This window comes from Verrucosispora sp. FIM060022, assembly GCF_003977705.1.
GTDB classification, from domain to species: domain Bacteria; phylum Actinomycetota; class Actinomycetes; order Mycobacteriales; family Micromonosporaceae; genus Micromonospora; species Micromonospora gifhornensis.
This window is the reverse complement of sequence record NZ_RQIV01000003.1, coordinates 316,945-336,684: the sequence shown is the minus strand read 5'-3', so window position 1 is coordinate 336,684 and position 19,740 is coordinate 316,945. Positions and strand designations below refer to the sequence as shown.

Sequence of the window (19,740 nt, the reverse complement as noted above, 5' to 3'; positions counted from 1 at the left end):
ATGGTCGCGCCACGTATGGTTGTGCGGTCTTGGCGCGCCGGGTTTTCTGAAGCGGTGACACCGCCGCAGGATGATGTGCCATCCGTGAGCCAACCGCAGCAGCCGCCCGCCGACGCTCTCGCCGGGGTGCTTCGCCACCTGTCCGGCGGCACCACCGGCGCTACCGGGCAGGCCAACACGGGCGGTACGAACATCGCCAACAGCGGTGTCATCGAACGTCTCACGGTGGCGTTGTCGGCCGCACCTCCGCAACCATCGACCACCGCCTTCGTCAGTTACCCGGAGAGTGACCGGGACTGGGTGGAGCAGTCGCTGTTGGCGGCGCTCGATCCGTTGCCGATGCAACTCTTCTACTCCGGCGGCCACCTGAGTCAACCCGATGACTGGGAGATGGTGTACGCCGTCATGGACAAGGCGTCGCTGCTCATTGTGGTGGGTCGGGACGGTTCGGTGGTGCGTGACCGTCGGGTGCGCGACCAGGTCGCCTACTGGCTCGACAACCATCCGGACCGCAGTGGGGTGGTGCTGGTCGGCCAGCCGGACAGCCGGCCCGAGGCGATCGACCATCGGCTCGCCGGCCTGCCGATGGTCGCGATGCCGGTCGGCGAGGTGACCGCGGCGTCCCGGGCCGCCGCCGCCGACCGGCTGGTCCGGGCCATCCGCTTGACGCCGCGTGCCGAGCCGGTCGCCACCCGGGACCGGGTGGTCGACGAGGACGCGCTCGGGCCGGTACGTGACGCGTACCTGCGGTGGGTGTGTCGGACGCACAGTGTCATCGACACCGTCGTCGCCGGGGTGTCGGTGACGATGCCGTTGGCCGAGTGTCCGCCACCGGGTCCGCTGGTCCGTGACGGTTCGTCCGGCCGGACCCGGAGCACCGAACTCGACCATCTGCGCAGCCGGGCCCGTCAGGTGGCCGGGGGCGGCGGTACGACGCCGGACAGCGGGGCCGAGTTCTCGGTGCTCGCCGACCGGCCGCTGCCGACGTACCTGTCACCGACCCGGTCGATCGACCGGCTCGATCTTTCCGGGCTGCCGGAACTGTCCCCGGGCCGACTGGCCGGCACCGTGTGGCGGGCGATCGTGCTCGGCGAGCCGGGCAGTGGCAAGAGCAGCATGGTGCGTCGGCTCGCGTACGACACCGCCGCCCGGCGGCTCGCCGACGACGGTGAGCGCGACGAGGTACGGCGGTTGCCGGTGCTCTGCCGGGCCGCCGACCTCGCCGTCGGGCTGGCCGGTGCCGAGGAGTCGGCGGAGGGACTGGCCGCCCTCGCCATCCAGCTCGGCTGGGCCGGTGCGCTCCCGACCGACCCGGCCAGCGGCGACCGGTTGCCGCCTGACGAACTGGCCAGGCTCGCTCGGGTCGCGTTGCGTAGCCGACGACTGGTCCTGATCGTCGACGGTCTCGACGAAGTGCCCTCGCTGGCCGATCGCCGGTCCGTCGCCGCCGCGCTGGACGTCTTCGCCGCCTCCGGGGGTGTCCGGCTGGACCATCCCGCCCGGGCCCCCGGGAATCAGACGATCATCACCAGCCGGATCGCGGGCTACTACGCCGCCGCGCTCGGCGACCGGTTCGAGCAGTTCCTGATCGGCCCGCTCGACGGCGACGGGGCCGCCGCTGTCGTCGACTACTGGCTCAGCGGCTACTTCGCCCTGGCTCGGGTGCCCGAGCTGACCCAGGTGCAGCGTCGGACCGAGATCGAACAGCTGATCACCGGCGGGGGTGCCGCCGTGCGGCAGCTCGCCGCCAACCCGTACCTGCTGGTGTCGTTGGTTTCGGTGGTGTTGTCCGGGCTTTCCGGACGTCCCGGTGTGCGCGGCGACCGCTGGTTGCGGGTGGATCTGTACACCGCGATGGTCGAGCATGCGGTGCGACGGGGTGGGCTGCGGTTTCCCGACGTGCCGGTCGACACCCTGATCCGGCTTCAGGCTGCGGTCGCGTACCAGATGCATGACGTGTCGCGAAGTGGGCTCGTCGACCGCGCCACGCTCACCCAGCTGTGCCGGCGGGCGCGGGAACTGCTCGGTGAGCCGGCCCCGCCGGTCGCGGCCGAGCAGGTGGATCCGGTGATCGCCGGCATCGACCTGCTCACCGCCCGCGGGCAGGAGCTGTACGGGTTTCGGCACCTGACCGTGCAGGAGTACTTCGCCGGCCGTTGGCTGATCGATGCCGGGACGGTGGACGCGATCGTCACCGCCGTCGGCGACCGCCTCGGCGATCCGCGTTGGCTGGAAGCGGTCCGGCTCGCCCTCGGTCAGCTCAGTCGGGTCTCCGAACCCGTCTTCGCGGCGGTGGTCGACAAGCTGCTCGCCGGGCCCGGCAGACGGCTGGCTGCCGAGATGCTCAGTCACAGCCTGGCCGACATCGCCGGGCTGCGCCCGCAGCACCTGCGGGCCCTGGTCCAGGTGGCGGTGCAGACCGAGGCCGAGCTGACCGGCACCGTCGTCACGCTGCACCCGGACGGCGCGCGGATGCTGGAGCCGCTGCTGCGCTGGACCGTCAGCGTGCAGGGCGACACGGCGCCTCGACTGCTCTGCGAAGCCCTCTGCGAGCACCTGCGTGACCCGGCCCCGGCGATGGCGGCGGCCGCCGCTCGGCTGATCGACGCGTTGCGCCTCGACGACCGCTCGGTGGTGCAGGCGCTGCTGGAGGCGCAGTACCGCGACAGCGCGGACCACGGCTGGCAGGTGACCCGGGCACTGCTCACCGTGCTGCATCGGCGGATGACCGCGATCGGTGGCGGTGATCCTGAGACCGTCCGGGCCGGGCTGGATGCGGACCAACGGGCCCTGGTCGACACGATGGTCAGGGCCGCGCCACCGACGACCGCCGCGGGCAGCGGCCGACGCCGGGCCGGCATCCGTGCCGCCACCACGCTCGGTGTACGCAACCAGATGCGGACGGCCCTGACGACCGAAGCGGTGCTGCGCGAGCGGGTCGGCAGTGACCTCGGTTGGCTGCGGGTGCTGCTCTGCCTCTACGGCGGCATCCCCTTCCTTGACATGATCCACTGGCTGCGTCGCCAGGACGAGGCGGTGTCGGTGTTCGCCGCGCCCACCAGCGAACCGGCGGAACGCTACCGGGCGGCGGTCCTGCTCGACACCCTCATCCGACCGGCGATCGCCGCCCGTGGCCCGCGTCCGGTGGCGTTCCGCCCGGAACAGATCGCGATCGACAGCCCACTGACGGATCACCTGCTGACCTGGTTGCGGGCGGGCGTGCCCGGTCACGACCTGCCGGATCTGCTCGCCGGCGTCCTCACCGATCGGCGAGCAGATCCGCAGGTACGCGGGGACGCCCTGGCCGCCTGGCTGGTGCTGGACACCGGTGAGGCTCAGGCCGGCGCCACGGCGCCGTTCGTCGAGCTGGTGAGCGAGGAAGACATCGCCACCGTGGAGGCGGTCCGGCGGCGGGCCCGGTGGCGGCTGGGCCGTACCGACATGCTGCTCAGCGACGCGCTCGCCGGTCTGAACCCGCTGGCGGCCGGTGCCGGGCTCACCGGTGACGCCGCGACCGACCTGTTCCGGGACGCCTTCACCGACGTGGTCCGTGCGCTGTGGAGCGTCGGCACGCCTCGGCCCGACGGCGACTCGACGAGCCGGCCCTTGTCGGAGGAGTTGGCGCTGGCGGTCTGCGGTGCGAACGACGACAAGGAGTACGCCGTCGCCGTGACCCTCGACGTCAAGGGGCGGGACATGGTCAACGTCGCGGGCGGCCTGGCCTCGGCGCTGGCCGACGTGGCGCGGACCGAGTCGGTCGCCGCTGCCGGCACCGACGACTGGCGGCTCGACCCGCTCTCGCCTCCCACCGGTGACCTCGCGGAGGCGTTGACGGTGCTCGCGGGTCTGCATCCCCGCTGGGGGTTCCTGCGCTGCTGGTGCCTGGACCGGCTCGCCGAGCAGATCATCGCGGAGGGATTCCGCACCGAGGCGGCCTGCCTGGCACTGGAGGTGCTGGTCACCGACCCGACCAGCGCCCGGCGCACCCTCGACCGCCTCGGCACGGCGGCCGGCGCTCCGACCGGCGGGGCGGCGGAGCACAGCGACCAGCACGAGGAGACCGGTGACGTCGAAGCGCAGCCGGGCGACGCCCCGTTCGCCGGCAGTGGGCTACCGGGTGACCCGGTGGCGCTGTCCCGCCTCGACCGGTCGAGCGGACGGTCCGGATCCGCGTACGCCGAGCTTCGCGGGCGGATCCGGCTCGCGGCGTTGCTCGGCGACCGATGGACGGTGCGTGTCCTCGACGAGGCGCTCGGCGGCCTGACCGACGCGCATCAGCGGCTGCGGGCCATCGAACTCGCGGTGGGCGAGCGGCTGGTCGTACCGGGCCCCGAGCTTCTGGAGCGGGCGGTGGCCGCGGCCCGGCAGGTCGACGACCCCGCCGCCCGGGCCAGTGCCCTGGCCCGGACCGCCCGGTGGACCGACCTGGACACCGAAGAGGGACTGCTGCGCGAGGCGCTCGTCGCGCTGCGGCATGCGCCGCCCGACGAGGTTGCCCGCGTGCTGTCGGTCCTGCCGCCGCCGACGAGCGACGAGACGCGGGCCCTGCGCCGACGGTGCGAGGCGGTGTTGACCTTCCGTCGCCAACGCAGCATCGCCCGCGGCGACGCGGCGGGTGCGCTGCTCAGCCACGATCGGCTCGACCGGGACGCGGACACGGTGCAGGCCTGGGCCGCGCTCACCACGGCGATGCTGTGCCGACGCGGCCTGGACCTGCTCCGGGACACGGCGGGCCGGTTCACCTCGGAACGCGCCGCCTGGTCCGCCCTGTCCGACCTCGAGCGACGACCCGCCGCGCTCGCCGCCCTCCGTGCGCGGGCAGCAGCCGGTGTGACAGCCCTTCGACTGGAGAAGGAGGCGGTGGCCGGCATCGACGCGCTGCTCGCCGCGGAGCAGGTCGACGACGCCGTGGAGCTGTTGGCCGCCGGCCGGGCCACCAGTGCGGTGTCGCGCCTGCGTCGGTGGCGCGAGCATCCCCGCGCGGACCTGGCCGGGGTGGCGACGTTGCTGGCGATCGAGTCCGGCGAACTGGATCCACCTGCCGTGGCCCGCCTGGCGGACCTGCTCCGCAGCGAAGACGACCGGATCCGGCTGCGCACCCGAACCGCCATCGCCTCGGTGTCCCGAGGCGGGCAGGGGCCACCGAGGCTGCGGGCCGGCGCCCTCGGCGCGGAGTCGATCGTCGAACTCGTACGGCTGGTCTGCGCGGCACGCGATCGTCACCCGCACCTGCACGGCGACCTGTCGTGGGCGCTGGCCGACATCGTGCACGACGCACCCGGCGTACTGCGGTCGGCGCTGGACCTGCTCGCCGGGGAACCGGCTGCCCGGCGGCGGCTCCTCGTCGCGCTCCATCACCTTCGCCTGCCGGTCCTGGACATGCTGCTCGCCGAGTTGCCGCGGCTGCCCGACGAGGAGCAGATGGAGGTCCTGTGGGCGTTGCAGACTGTGGCCTGGACGCCGAGCCGCTTCGGGATGGAGGCCACCCGGCTGCGTCGGGCGGCCGGCGCGGCCCGACGGTGCGTCAACGAGAGCGGCGACGGACCGGCGGCACAGGCGTTGCGCCTGCTCGGGCTGATCCTGCCGGTGACCGGGCTCTCCGTCGACGCGCTGCTCGGCGAGGCGCTTTCCGGTGACGGGTTGGCCGAAGCCGCCTGTGACGGCCTCGGGTTCCTGTTGCACCGGGCCCGGTGGGAGGCGCCGGAGCTGGATGCCGCGGAGGCGGTCACGGAGCTGTGGCTGCTCGCCCGTGATCCGCACGAGCCGATCGCGGTCGCCGCGCTGACCGCGTTGGCCCGCGCCGGGGTGACCATCGAGGACGACGTCTCCATCGCGCCGGACCTCGTCCTGCGCGGCCTTGTCGGGGCGGTGGACCCGTTCGTGGTCGGTGACCAGTGGCTGGCCGATCTGCGGCGGGCCGCGCGTTTCGTGCTGCACGGTGCCCCGGTGGGGGAGGGCACCGACCCGAACCCGTTGCTCGCGCTGCTGCTGGATCAGGTCGTCGCGCAGCTCGTGAAGCAGGCCGAGGCGCCCGACAGGTCACGCTGGGATGCCGGTGCCGACTACCTGTCCGTGCTGTACGCCGTGGCCGTGCAACAACCGGCAGCGCTGCGGGAGGCGGTCGCCGGTGAACCCCGTGATCTGCCCGCCCTGCTGCTGACGTTGCTGGGGCACGAGCCCGGGTGGGCGACCCGTAGTGTCGCCGGCGCGTTGCTGGCCATCCTCGGCGACGGCGACGCGCCGTCGCTACGGACGCTGTTGGACATGGCCTGGGACACCGACGCGGTCGGGGAACGGGTGCTGGGGTCGTTCCGGTGGCTGGACCGGGTCACCGAGCAGGGCCTGGCGGAACTCGTCCGGGCCACCGCCGACCCGTTCGTCGCCCGGGCCTACTTCGCCGTGCAGATGCTCGCCGCGCTCGCAAGGCAGGGTGTGTTCGGGCCGGACGAGCAGCGGACGGCGTTGGCCGCGGTGGCCGGCGCGATCCGTCGTCCGGACGCCACCCGGCACGTCCTGCTCGAACGCGACGGCCGGATCAGCAGCCTGGGCACCTTGGCGGATGCCTGCCGGCAGGCCATCGGCTGGATCGAGTCGGACCGGCGGTTGCGTGAGTCGGAGGCCGTCCACGCCGGTGTGGTGCTTCCGGCCGAGGGTGTCAACGGGGAGCCGGTCACGCTGCGGCTCACCGGCGAGGTGCCGATCGACGAGCCGGTCCGCTACCAGATCGACTATCTCCAGCAGACCGAGAACATCGAGCTGCCGGCCGCGCTGACCCAGCGACTCGGTGCGGTGACCGCTGCCGCTGCCGGCGCCAAGGTGCCGCTGGTCGCCCTGGTGCCGTCGGCTGCCGATGGTCCGGGTCGCGGATCCGTGGCGTCGCCAGCGACCGGGAAGCGGGGGCAGGGACGCCTGGCGGAAGCCGCGGCCGAGAGCAGCGCAGCGTCCAGGGCGGCGCTGATGCTGATCGTGGGCCGGAACATGGCCGGTGAGGAGATATACAGCTATCTGCGGGTGTCGGAGCAGCAGATCGAGGATGTCCGGGCCGCGCTCGACTCCGGCGGGCCGTTCACGCCGGGGGACTACGGGACCGTGGTCATCAGCGGCCGGGGCAAGCCCAGCATCGAGGTGACCGAACTCGTCGGCGTACCCGACTTCCTGATCCAGTTCAACGAGTCCGCAGCGGCGGCGTCGACAGCCGCAGACCCTCCGGCCGAGACCGGGTAGTACCGGAAAGCACCTCAACCGCGAGGCCGGAGGTCGGCCGGGGCCCGGCCAGCGACGAGTCGTCGTCCACCCAGATGAACGGGCACCAGGCCACCGGGGTGCCCCGCCACTGCGCGTCGAGCAGCACCAGGAACTCGTTCCACCCTGGACGACGACCGGTCCGGTCGGGATCTCATCGGCCGGCGCGGAAGTGTTGTAGATCATGCGCAGCGTGCCTGGTCGGGGCGTTGATCGGGATCACTGCGTTATCGCTCACCTGGACCGGCGCGGCCGTGCTCGTCGGGTGTCGCGAGGGGTCGACGAAATTCAGCAGACGTCGATGATCATGATTAAGTTGAGTCGATTATGCAGGGCTTCTTGAGCGCACCGAAACTTTGTGGCAATCTCAGCTTCATCGACGCTTAGCGTTCTCTCGTCTCCTGTGTCGCCCCGGTTGACGGTCTGAGCCGGCTGGTGATGTTAGCGCTAACCCGTCGGAACGAGTCGACTCCGAGAGGGTGCTGGCACATGAATCTCGTACATCAGAGTGGTTCTCCACGACGCAAGCGGTTCATCACCGCGACGCTACGCACGCTGGCTGCCGCCGCACTGGCGGGCGGCATGGTCCTGGCGCCGGTCACGGCCGCCAGCGCGGCCTCCACACTTGGCGCCTCGGCGGCAGAGAAGGGCCGCTACTTCGGCGCGGCGGTCGGGACGTACAAGTTCAACGACAACACGTACATGACCGTGCTGAACCGCGAGTTCAACAGCCTGGTCGCCGAGAACGAGATGAAGTGGGACGCGACCGAGCCGCAGCGCGGGGTGTTCAACTACAGCGCCGGTGACCGCATCGTCAACCACGCCCGGTCGCGGGGCATGAAGGTACGCGGGCACACCCTGTTGTGGCACGCCCAGCAGCCCGGTTGGGCCCAGGGCCTGTCCGGCGGAGACCTGCGCAACGCCGCCATCAACCACGTCACCCAGGTGGCCAGCCACTTCCGGGGGCAGATCTACTCCTGGGACGTGGTGAACGAGGCGTTCGCCGACGGTGGCAGTGGCGCCCGACGGGACTCGAACCTGCAGCGCACCGGCAACGACTGGATCGAGGCGGCATTCCGTGCCGCCCGGGCGGCCGACCCGAACGCCAAGCTCTGCTACAACGACTACAACACCGACGGGATCAACGCGAAGTCCACGGGCATCTACAACATGGTGCGCGACTTCAAGTCGCGCGGCGTGCCGATCGACTGCGTGGGCTTCCAGTCCCACCTGGGCACCACGCTCCCCGGTGACTACCAGGCCAACCTCCAGCGCTTCGCCGACCTGGGCGTGGACGTGGAGATCACCGAACTGGACATCACCCAGGGCGGCAACCAGGCCAACATGTACGGCGCCGTCACCCGCGCCTGCCTGGCGATCTCGCGCTGCACCGGCATCACCGTCTGGGGCGTACGGGACTGCGACTCCTGGCGTGGCGGCGACAACGCCCTGCTCTTCGACTGCGCGGGCAACAAGAAGGCCGCGTACAACGCCGTCCTCGACGCCCTCAACAGCGGCTCGAACCCGAACCCGAACCCGACCGGCAACCGGCTGCGCAACGAGGCTTCCGGTCGATGCCTGGACGTCAACGGGGCAAGCTCGACCAACGGGTCACAAATGATCATCTGGGACTGCCACAGCAACGCCAACCAGCAGTTCACCCAGAACGGGCGGGCGTTGCAGGTGATGGGCAAGTGCCTGGACGTGCCGAGCAACGCCGGCACCGGGACCCGGGTGCAGATCTGGGACTGCAGCGGCGCGGCGAACCAGCAGTGGGTCTTCAACAGCAACGGCACGATCAGCAGCGCGCAGACCGGGTTGTGCCTGGACGTCAACGGCGCCGCCACCGCCAACGGCAGCGCGGTGATCGTGTGGAGCTGCCACGGCGGCGGCAACCAGCGCTGGGCGCGGGCCTGAGCTGACCAGTGGGCACGACGGTCGGCACCGAGAAGAAGGGAACGACAATGGCCAGATCCCGTTCGAGTCGCTACCTGACCCGGGTACTCGCCTGCGCCATGGTCGCGCTCGGCGCGGTGCCGACCGCCGTGCTCGCCGACGCCTCGCCTGCCGCCGCGGACACCACCGCGTTCCGCGGCGTCAACTGGGCCCGGCTGGGCGACAACTTCCACGGCGGACCGCTGGTCCTGCACGGGCTGAACAGCTCCGACAGCTACGCCACGGTCCAGGCCAAGGCCAACGCCGTCTACACCGGATTCCAGAACAACCTGGGCGCCAACACGGTCCGGCTGCCGATCAACACCTACACCGTCGGTACGAGCTGGTGGAACTCGTACACCGGTGCGATCGACGCCGCGACGGCGAAGGGTTTCAAGGTCGTCCTCTCCTACTGGGACGACGGAGTCGCTGCCAGCGGCGGCCGGATCGTCAACACGAGCGCCTTCAACACCATGTGGAACACCGTGGTCGCCCGGTACGGCGGCAACGACCTGGTCTACTTCGAGCCGATGAACGAGCCGGGCGGGCACACCGCCGCGGACTGGGCCAACGTGGTCGTCAACTGGCTCAACGCCCGCCCGGCGATTCCCCGTGACCGCGTCTTCGTCAGCGGCGCCGGCCTGAACACCGACATCAAGTCGATGTGTGCCGACCGCCGGCTCGACGGGACGATCGTCTCGCTGCACCACTACACCTTCTTCAGCGGCGCGAAGAACTATGACCAGTGGGTGACGTTCCTGCGGGACGCGATCGGTCCCTGCGCCGGGCGTACCGTCATGGACGAGTTCGGCGCGCCCATGGACACCGGGATCAACTACCACGACGCCGCCAGCAGCGACAACTTCGTGCGCTACTTCCGCGCCACCACCGACGTGCTGCGGGAGCTGCGGATCGGCTCGATCTACTGGCCGGGCCTGGGCGGCAAGGTGACCGCCGGGCAGGGCGACGACTGGTACGCCATGCAGAAGCTGCACGGCACCGGCACCAACCTCACCCTGAGCACCCCCAACGCCAGCGGCCTCGATCGCCTCCGGTACGCCTGGGGCCTGACCGACGGCGGCGTCGGAGACCGGGTGAGCCGGCTCCGCAACGTCGGCACCGGGCAGTGCCTGGACATCCCCGGCGGCACCACCGCCAACATCCAGGTCCAGGTGTACGCCTGCAACACCAGCACAGCCCAACGCTGGACCGTGACGGCCGGCGGACAACTGACGGCGCTCGCCGGCCAGCGGTGCCTGGACGCGTACAACCGGGGGACGGCAAACGGCACCGTCGTCGGGACGTACGTGTGCAACGGCGGCGACAACCAACGGTGGACGATCGGCGGCGACGGCTCGATCCGCAGCGCACAGTCCGGCCTCTGCCTGGACGTGAACACCACCACCCTGAAGGTCCAGCTCTGGGCCTGTTGGGGCGGCGACAACCAGAAGTGGCAGACAGAAAACATCTGACCAACACCCCCGGTTCGCATGGATCGCTCAGGCGACGGCCGGTCGACGAAGGTGGGAAGGGCAGCAATGGGATCATTCGTTCGGGCCGGAAGAGGTCTGCTGCTGGCGGTGGGAGTGCTCGTCTCCGCGGTACTGCCTGCCGTGGTCGCCGACCAGGCGCCGGCTTCGGCGGCGACCCAGGCGACGTACTACGTCGCTCCGGGGGGCAACGACAGCAACGCGGGCACGCTCGCCGCACCATTTCGCACCGTGCAGCGCGCCCGGGACGCCGTTCGCGCGATAAATGCGAACATGACCGGCGACATCCAGGTCTACCTGCGCGGCGGAACCTATCCGGTCAGCAGCACGATCGAGTTCGGGGCGAGCGACTCCGGCACCAACGGGTACCGGGTCAGCTATGCCGCCTACCCGGGCGAGACGCCGGTGCTTCAGGGCGGTGTGCAGGTCGCCGGCTGGACCCAGCACAGCGGCAACATCTGGAAGGCCCCGCTCGACCGGGCCAACAAGCTGCGGTCGCTCTACGTCAACGGCAAGCGGGCCTTCATGGCGGCCAAGACCATCAACTCGGCCGGCTGCCACGGGTCGTACGCCATCACCGCGGGACAGGCCGACTGGGCCTGGGAATCCGGCTCGCAGTGCGCGGGCGCGCGATACAGCCAGGCGGATTTCCCGGCCGTGGCCGCAAACCAGGAGGACATCGAGATCGAGACGGCGACCACCTGGACCACCGCCATCGTGGGAGTCCGCCAGGTGATCACCGACGGGTCCAACCGGGTGGCCCTGTTCCAGCAGCCGGGTGCCGCCATCGCCCAGGGTGCCTTCAACGGCAACGCCCAGATCAACGGCAGCCACAAGGTCATGAACGCGTACGAGTTCCTGGACGCGCCGGGGGAGTTCTATTTCGACAAGTCCAGCCGGACGGTCTACTACTACAAGGCCAGCAGCGAGAACATGGCGACCGCCTCGGTCTTCGCGCCGAACAACGTGGCCACCGTGCTGCGGATCGCCGGCACGTCGACAAGCAACCGGGCGCGGAACATCACGTTCTCCGGGCTCACCGTGGAGCACTCCGACTGGAACCTGGTAAACGTCGCCGGTTCGGTGTTCAAGCAGGCGCAGCAGGGCAACCTCAGCGCCTTCGCGTACGCCCGGGGCAACTTCCACGTCTACCACTACCGCAACGTCGACGTCACGCCCGGCATCGTCCACCTGCAGAACGCCGACGGGATCCTGTTGGAACGCAACCGCGTCCAGCACACCGGTGCCGACGGGATCAACATGGTCAACGACGTGATCAACACCCGGTTGATCGGGAACTACACGAACGACGTCGCGGGGACCGCGGTCAGCGTGGGCCATCCGCAGCACGTCTACATCGGGGACCACACGTCGAGCAACCGGGAGAAGTACTCGCCCCAGGTCGAGGGGGCACCGCGGAACATCGAGATCAAGAACAACTACATCCATGACAGTGCGGTGTTGTTCAACGGGCACGGCGCGGTCGCGGCCTACTTCGTCGATGCCCTCACCGTGCAGTACAACCGCATCGAGAAGGCCCCCTGGGCGGGCATCACCATGGGCTGGGGGTGGTGGAACTTCGACGGCTCATCGGGATCGATCGTGCCCAACCGGCCCACCACGACGGCGAAGAACAACACCATCAGCCACAACCACATCATCGACACCGTGCAGCGGCTCAGCGACACAGCACCCATCTACACGTTGGGCAGCCAGCCGGGCACCGTCGTCAGCAACAACTACCTCCAGGGCGTTCCCGCCGGCCACAAGTACGGGCTCCACCCGGACGAGGGCTCGGCGTACATGACCTTCCGGGACAACGTCCTGAGCGTCGACAAGAACATCACCTGGATGATCAACTCGGACAACTTCGGGCGCAAGCACGACCTGACCATCACCCGGACGTACGGCCCGATCAACAAGGTCTCCGAGAAGAACCTGCCCAACAGCATCATCGACGACATCATCGTCTCCTCCGACTACGTGTGGCCGGCGGCGGCGTACCAGATCGCGGTGAGCTCCGGGCCGGAGGACTCGTACCGCGACGTCGTCCAGGCCCGTGGGGTGTCGATGCAGGACCACGTCCTGCCGGCCAGCACGACCGCCGCCAGCGGCGTGACCTCGATCCCGATCCGTAGCACCGGGGACCCGGCCAGAACCCTCTGGCTGGCACCCTCCGGCACCACCAGCTTCGCGGCCGGCCCGACGATGACCAGGGCGGACGGCAACGCCACAAGCATCGCGGTGCCCACGACCTCGGGCGATTACCGGCTCTTCGTCCTCGACGCCCAGGGCAACCGGTCGGCCGAATCCGTGTCGATCGTGCGGCGGCAGGGCACCAGCAGCGGGCAGAGCGTCCAGCTCGTGGGCGGTCAGTCGGGTCGTTGCATCGAGGTGCCCGGCGCGGCCACCGCCAACGGCACCCAGGTGCAACTCTGGGACTGCGGCGCCGGCACCCACCAGCGGTGGACCTACACCGCGGGCAAGCAGTTGACCGTGTACGGCAACAAGTGCCTGGACGCCTTCGGCAACGGCACGACCAACGGCACGGCAGTCATCATCTGGGACTGCCATGGCGGGCTCAACCAGCAGTGGAACGTCAACGCCAACGGCACCATCACCAGCGTCCAGTCCGGACTCTGTGTCGATGCCAACGGTGCCGCCACCGCCAACGGCACGAAGATCATTCTTTGGTCGTGCAACGGCGGCACGAACCAGCAGTGGAGTCGACGTAGCTGAAAACCGACCCGGGGGCCAGGCATCCCGCCTGGCCCCCGGGCCCTCGCTCAACCGGTCCGGTGCGCCGCACCGGATCAGATCACTCCGACTTGCCGAAGGCGTCCACGCCTGTCAACTCGGCCGAGAGTGCCCAGAGCCGTTCGGCCGCCTCGCGGTCCTCGGGGCCGTCGAAGGTCTTGGCGACCTTGCACGCCTGCAGGTAGGCGCCGCCGTCACCGACCAGCGCCGGTGACGTGGCGGCCCAGACCTGGGTCGCGGCACCCTGCTCGGGGGCCCGGAACTCGGGCAGCAGGGCGTTGCCCTCCTCGTCGATCCAGCCGGCACCGACCATCTCCTCCTTGGAGAGGTGGCGCTGCAACGGCGTGAGGATGTAGCCGGGGTTCACCGAGAACGCCCGCACCCCGGCCGGCCGGCCCAACCGGTCCAGCTCGGCGGCGAAGAGGATGTTCGCCGACTTCGACTGGCTGTACGCCGCCCACTTGTCGTAGCCGTCGACGAAGTGCACATCGTCCCAGTTGATGCGGGGGTTCTCCCCGGCGCCGGAGGAGAGCACGACGACACGCGCCCCGCCGTCGGCGGCCAGGGCCGGCCAGAGCCGGTTGACCAGGGCGTAGTGCCCCAGGTGGTTGGTGGCGAACTGGGCCTCCCAGCCCGGACCGACCCGGGTCAGCGGGGTGGCCATGATCCCCGCGTTGTTGATCAGGATGTCGATGCTGCGGCCGGAGGCGAGGAACCGCTCGGCGAACGCCCGCACACTGTCCAGATCGGCCAGGTCGAGCTCGTCGACCTCCACCCCGTCGATCCCCGCGACCGCCTCCCGCGCGACGTCCGTACGCCGGGCCGGGACGATGACCCGGGCGCCGCCGGCGGCGAGCGCACGGGTGGTTGCCAGACCCAGGCCCGAATAGCCGCCGGTGACGATGGCGACCTTGCCGGAGAGGTCGATGCCGGCGAGCACCTCTGTCGCGGTGCTGTCGATACCGAAGCTCAGGTCGTCGTGCTGGTCAGAAACAGTCATTTTCCACTTTCCGGTCGGGCACCACTGCTGCTGGCGCGAAGGGAGGTCAGGCGGGCGTCTCGACGCGGTAGAGCCGCTGGGTCATGCTCGGATACAGCAGGCCCTGCAGGATGCCGATGCTGGCTGCCACCGCCGACGTGAGCGTCACCAAGAGATGGAGCACCGTGAATTGTAGTCCAAAGGTGACTCCGTGGTGACGGTAGGCGTACGCGTAGGTGCGCTTGTCGAGGAGCACGCCGATCGCGGTCAGCACCGCGGCGGCCAGCAGCGCCCAGGGGCCGAGCAGCACTGCCGAGATCAGTGCGAGGACCGCGGCGAGGACGAATGCGCTGCCCAACGCCCGGTAGCCGGTACCGGCACCGCCGGGCAGCTTGTTCAGCCGCAGCCAGTTCGGTGCGCCGAGCCGGGTACGGTTGAAAACCTTGGTCAGCATCACCCGCAGGGTGCCGTCGTGGTCGTGGCGTCCCCGGATGGTCGGGACGGCCTTGACCTCGTAGCGGGCGTTGAGCCGGAAGCCGTAGTCCTGCTCCTCGGTCCACCGGAGCCGGTCGTTGAACTCGCCGATCTCCAGGAAGGTCTCCTTCTTCATCGCGAACAGCGCCGAGTGCAGACCCGGGATGGCGCCCTCGACCTCGCAGAACCAGACGTACTGCTGGATCGCGCGGTAGCGCTTGACCAGGCTGTCGGGGAACATCGGCTCGGCCCGGTACATGCCGCAGATCGCGCCGAGTCCCGGCTCGGTCCGCAGGTATTCGACCGCCCGCTCGACCGCGTCCGGGTCGAGCGCGACGTCGGAGTCGACGAAGAAGAGCACCTCACCGTTGGCGTGCCGGGCACCCAGGTTCCGCGCGGTGGAGACGCCGCTGTTGACCGGCACCTGCAGGACCGTGACGTCGAGCGCGCGGGCGATCGCCACCGAGTCGTCCGTGCTCGCGTCGTCGGCCACGATGACCTCGACGGCCGGGTAGGTCTGGTTCTTCGCCGCCTTGATGCACTCGCCGATGGTGCTGGCGTAGTTGTAGTTCGGAATGATCACTGAGACCAGCGGTTGCTCGTTCATCGGACTCCAACCTTTCCCTTGTTTCATCGGTGTTGCCGTGCCGCGGTGCGTCCGCGAAGGGTGCTGAAGAGAACCTCGTGCGCGTCCAACGAGGTGGCCACGGAGAAGCGCGCCCGGGCCGCCCGGGCCTTGCGTTCCCTCCAGTCCCGCGGCACGGTCGCGAGCTCGGAGATGGCCTGTTCCAGGGCTCGTGGATCCCGAGGGGGCACCACCCGACCGAATCCGGTCGCGGTGACCGGGTACCGGTTGCCGGGCAGATCGGTGGTCACCGACGGAATGCCGCTCATCATCGCCTCGGCCAGCACAGTGCCGAACGATCCGGCGACCGCCGGTAGCGCGAACACGTCCACCGAGGCATAGAAGTCGTTGACCTCACGGCCGCGTAGCTCGCCGAGGATCCGGACCCGGCTGTCCCGGTCGATCTCCGCCTGGACGGCGGCGAGATTGCTGCCCCCGGCGACGGTGTGGTAGTTGCCCGCGATCAGCAGCCGGGCGTCCGGGTCGGCGATCCGGTGGAAGGCCCGTACCAGGTAGGCGATGCCCTTGTCCGCCACGATCCGGCCGAGGAATCCGACGTGCAGGCCCCGGGTTTCCCGGTACCTCGGCTCGCCGCCCCGCCGGTCCAGACAGGGCGGCGCGATCGGGGTGAAGGTGCGGTCCCGGATGACCGGCCAGAACCGCGAGGCGTACGCCTGGTCGCGGCTGGCCGCCACGACGGCGGCGGAACGGCGGATGGCCGATCGGGCGGCGGCGTCCGAGGCGTACGCGACGGCCCGGCCGAACCAGCTCGGCGGCAGGTGCGGATCACTGTGCAGCATGCTCACCACCGGCACGCGAGGGGCCAGCGGCATCAGCAGCGCCGCTGCCGGCATCGGCAGGTTGAGGTGCAGCACCGACGACTGGCGCGCCAACTGCCCGACCAGCATCGGGTAGCGGGGGACGATGGCGGTCCGGCTCGACCGTGTCAGCATCGGGGAGCGGTAGACGTCCACGCCGCCGACGGCATCGCGCAGGGGCAGATCGACCTCGTGCTGGGCGGTGACCACCGCGACCCGCCAACCCCGATTGGCCATGCCCTCGGCGATGCTGCGCGCCGTCTGCGTCAAGCCACTGACGTACGGCTCGTAGAAGGGCGACGCAATCGTCAGATCGTAATTCCTGTCCGGCATCAGTACCGCATTCTCTGAGATAGGTCTACGGCAGAATTCCCTGATCCCTGAGCACATTAGCGGTCTGCCTGCGGCAGGCAGCTTGGCGATTTCTTGGAAGCCGGTGAGGCGGCATTCACGGGCACCGCCTCCGCCGCTGCGGCAGGCGACGTCCGGGCGCGACGACGCAGGATCGCCTCGGTGACACCCAGGCCGATGCCGGCAGTAACAAGCTCACTCACCGTGACGACTACTCGGCTCACCAACGCCACCACCGAAGCCACCGGCACCGGCAGGATGACACTGAGCGCGGCGGTCACCACCACCTCCCGTACGCCGATGCCGTCGGGGGCGAAGACGGCGATCACGCCCGCCACCGCGCCGAGCCCGAAGGCGCCGAGACACAGCGGCAGCGCGCGCAGCGGCGGCGCGCCCATCGCCACGGCCAGCAGCCACAGGTGGGCTCCGCCGATCAGCCAGGCCAGCAGCTGCGCGACGACCGCCTGCCGGATGCCGGTGCCGGACATCGCCGTCGACGGCTCCGGGCGACGGCGCACCCGGGCGAGGAGGGTCGCGGCCCGGCCGACGAGTTCGGGGCGGACCAGGACCACCGCCACCGGCGCGACGGCCAGCAGAAGCCAGGCGGCGGACGCGCCGAAGACCTCCGGGCCGGCCGCCAGCCCCACGGTGGCGCCGGTGAGCAGGCTGACCACGAGGGCCAGCAGCCAGGCCGTACCCATCCGCGCCGCCGGTACGCCGATGCGCCGGCCCATCTCGACGCTGACCAGGAAGCCCATCACCTTGCCGGGCACGTACTTGACGAACTGGCCGAAGTAGAAGATCCGTGCCGCGTCCACGGCGGCGACCCGTTCGCCGACACCGGCGAGCATCGCCCGCCACGAGATCATCGTCGCGACCAGCCCGGCGGCGTTGGCCAGCACGGCCAACACCACCATCGTCGCGACGAAACCGGGCCGTTGGCCGCGTAACGTGGCAGCGACCGTGGACCAGTCCTGACCACGCAGCGTGATCACTATGAAGATCGCGGTCACCGCCAGCAGAAGGCCCATGACGACCTTCTGGGCAACCGTCCGCCACCGCTTCCGAGGTGCCGCGGTTATTGTTTCGGCGATTTCCGGGAAGGCCTGCTCTGCGTCCAGTTCTTTTGTCGACACTGGCCACCTTCTCCGATCATGGAAAGGATTCGACCTGGGTGACCAACGCTAACGGTGAACCGCTTGCTTCTTCCTTGTCCGACCGGCTGCCGGTCATTTCTCCGGAAGGCCGGCGAAGCGCTCCCGGGCGTACAGTCGCAGGAGTTCGCCCATCCGGTAACTGCCCGGTGTCGAGGTTTCCAGCAGTTGCACGTCGACGAGACGCTCCAGGATGCGTTCGGTGTGTGCCTCCGATCGGGCGAGCAGCCGGGCGGCGGTCGACCGACTGAGTTCCGTCATCGTCGACGTGCCGAGCAGCTTGAACGCCTCGGCGATGGCCCGCTCGGAGAGATCGGGGCTGCCGGAGAGACGGTCGTAGGAACCGGCCATGCTGGCGCGCAGCCCGACACCGTCGAACTCCAGGTTGTCCAGCCGGCGGCGCTCGTCGGCGAGCCGGTCGCGCAGCTCGGCCAGCGGCCACCCGGGACGGGCCACGAGCCGGGCACCGACGATGCGCAGCGCCAGTGGCAGGCATTCGCACCACTCGGCGATCGCGGTCGCGGCTTCCGGCTCCGCGGCCACCCGTTGGGCGCCGACCCAGTGACTGAGCAACGCGATGGCGTCGGCGACGGTGAGCGGCCCGACCCGCAACTGGCTGACGTCGCCGAGCCCCGCCAGCGGCTGTCGGCTGGTCACCAGCGTCCCGCAGCCGGCGCCGCTGGGCAGCAGCGGTCGCACCTGGGCGGCGTCGACGGCGTTGTCCAGCACCAGCAGCAGCCGCCGCCCGGCGACGACCGACCGGAACAGGGCGGCGGCCTCGTCGACCTGCTCCGGGTCGGAGCTCATGCTGCTGACGCCGAGCGTGCGCAGCAGCCGGGCGAGCGCGTCGACCGGGGTCAGCGGCTCGGCGTCCACGCTGGTGCCGCGCAGGTCGATGTACAACTGGCCGTCCGGGTACCGGCCGGCGAGCCGGTGCGCGGCGTGGATGGCCAGGGCCGACTTGCCCACCCCGGCGGCCCCGTAGATCGACACGACCGGGGCCGAGTCCGCCGTGCCGGCGGGGTTCAGCCATTTCAGCAGCGGCGCGAGGTCGTCGTGTCGGCCGGAGAACCGGGCGATGTCGGCGGGCAGTTGCCGCGGTACGTGCCGGACCGGCGCGGCGACCGGGCCGACGTTGCCCGCGTACGGCTCGTCGAGTTCGCCGCGAAGGATGGCCACGTGCAGGTTCCGTAGCTCGGGCCCGGGCTCGGCGCCGAACTGCTCGACGATCTGTGCCCGGGTGTCGACGTAGTACTGCAACGCCTCGGGGGTACGCCCCATCGAGCAGAGCGCCCGCATCTGCAGCGCCACCAGCGGCTCGGCGAGCGGGTACGAGCCGAGGATCCGCGCCAGTCGATCGGCCACCGCCTCCGGGTTGCCCAGCCGCAGCTCCTCGTTGCTCCAGGCGCCGGCCAGGCTGATCAACTGCGATGCCACGCTGCGCCGGACCCGGTTGGCCCAGTCGCCGGCGAGCGTGGCCAGTGGGTCCCCCCGCCACAGCTCCATCGCCTCCCGCAGGGCGGCGATCCGCTCGACGTCGCTGGTCTGCGTCCCCGCGCGGCCGGTGTCGATGAGCTGGTTCAGTCGATGCAGGTCGACCTGCTGGCGGTCGACGTTGAGTACGTATCCGTCTCCGTGGCGGCTCAGGCTGATCGGCGTGCCCGAGTCGTCGTCGACCTGCGCCAGGGCCCGGCGGAGCCGCGCGACGTGCGCGTAGAGAGCGCTACGGGGCGCCTCCGGAGCCGCCGGGCCCCACACTCGCTCGGTCAGAGTGTCGATCGACACCGGCGTACCGGCGTCCACGGCCAGGGCCGCCAGGACCGCCCGTCGCTGACGTGGTCCCACGTCCAGCGGGCCGTCAGCCGACTCCACCTCGACAGGCCCCAGTAGTCGGATCCTCACACGCTCTCCCCCT

General features: G+C 70.4%; 9 protein-coding genes. 4 read left to right on the top strand and 5 right to left on the bottom strand.

The window, feature by feature from the left end:
• The first annotated feature begins 84 nt into the window (after nt 1–84).
• From EG812_RS12035 to EG812_RS12020, 4 genes are all read left to right on the top strand, one after another.
• Complete coding sequence (locus tag EG812_RS12035) at nt 85–7,224, top strand: NACHT domain-containing protein (protein ID WP_158632501.1); 7,140 nt, start codon at nt 85–87, stop codon at nt 7,222–7,224.
• 507 nt (nt 7,225–7,731) lie between these two features.
• A complete protein-coding gene (locus tag EG812_RS12030) occupies nt 7,732–9,159 on the top strand; it encodes an endo-1,4-beta-xylanase (protein WP_126711575.1) in 1,428 nt (475 codons plus the stop codon).
• A gap of 47 nt (nt 9,160–9,206) precedes the next feature.
• Complete coding sequence (locus tag EG812_RS12025; protein ID WP_126711574.1) at nt 9,207–10,649, top strand: ricin-type beta-trefoil lectin domain protein; 1,443 nt, start codon at nt 9,207–9,209, stop codon at nt 10,647–10,649.
• A gap of 66 nt (nt 10,650–10,715) precedes the next feature.
• Complete coding sequence (locus EG812_RS12020; RefSeq protein ID WP_199743851.1) at nt 10,716–13,406, top strand: RICIN domain-containing protein; 2,691 nt, start codon at nt 10,716–10,718, stop codon at nt 13,404–13,406.
• Between the two features lie 79 nt (nt 13,407–13,485).
• On the opposite strand, the gene EG812_RS12015 is transcribed toward EG812_RS12020, so the two are convergent.
• The 5 genes from EG812_RS12015 to EG812_RS11995 form a co-directional block, all read right to left on the bottom strand.
• Nucleotides 13,486–14,424 (bottom strand): SDR family NAD(P)-dependent oxidoreductase, encoded by a 939-nt coding sequence (locus EG812_RS12015; RefSeq protein ID WP_126711573.1) that lies wholly within the window; start codon nt 14,422–14,424, stop codon nt 13,486–13,488.
• Nucleotides 14,425–14,470: 46 nt separating this feature from the next.
• Entirely contained in the window at nt 14,471–15,484 is a 1,014-nt protein-coding gene (locus EG812_RS12010) for a glycosyltransferase family 2 protein (protein ID WP_013731935.1), read from the bottom strand.
• A 23-nt stretch (nt 15,485–15,507) separates the two neighbouring features.
• The gene (locus tag EG812_RS12005) at nt 15,508–16,653 is read right to left on the bottom strand and encodes a glycosyltransferase family 4 protein (RefSeq protein WP_126711572.1); all 1,146 of its coding nucleotides are present in this window, start codon (nt 16,651–16,653) and stop codon (nt 15,508–15,510) included.
• A gap of 56 nt (nt 16,654–16,709) precedes the next feature.
• Entirely contained in the window at nt 16,710–17,702 is a 993-nt protein-coding gene (locus tag EG812_RS12000; RefSeq protein ID WP_126711571.1) for a lysylphosphatidylglycerol synthase domain-containing protein, read from the bottom strand.
• 198 nt (nt 17,703–17,900) lie between these two features.
• Nucleotides 17,901–19,727 carry an AfsR/SARP family transcriptional regulator gene (locus tag EG812_RS11995; protein ID WP_081476039.1) on the bottom strand — a complete coding sequence of 609 codons (1,827 nt, stop codon included), beginning with the start codon at nt 19,725–19,727 and terminating at the stop codon, nt 17,901–17,903.
• Nucleotides 19,728–19,740 lie beyond the last annotated feature (13 nt).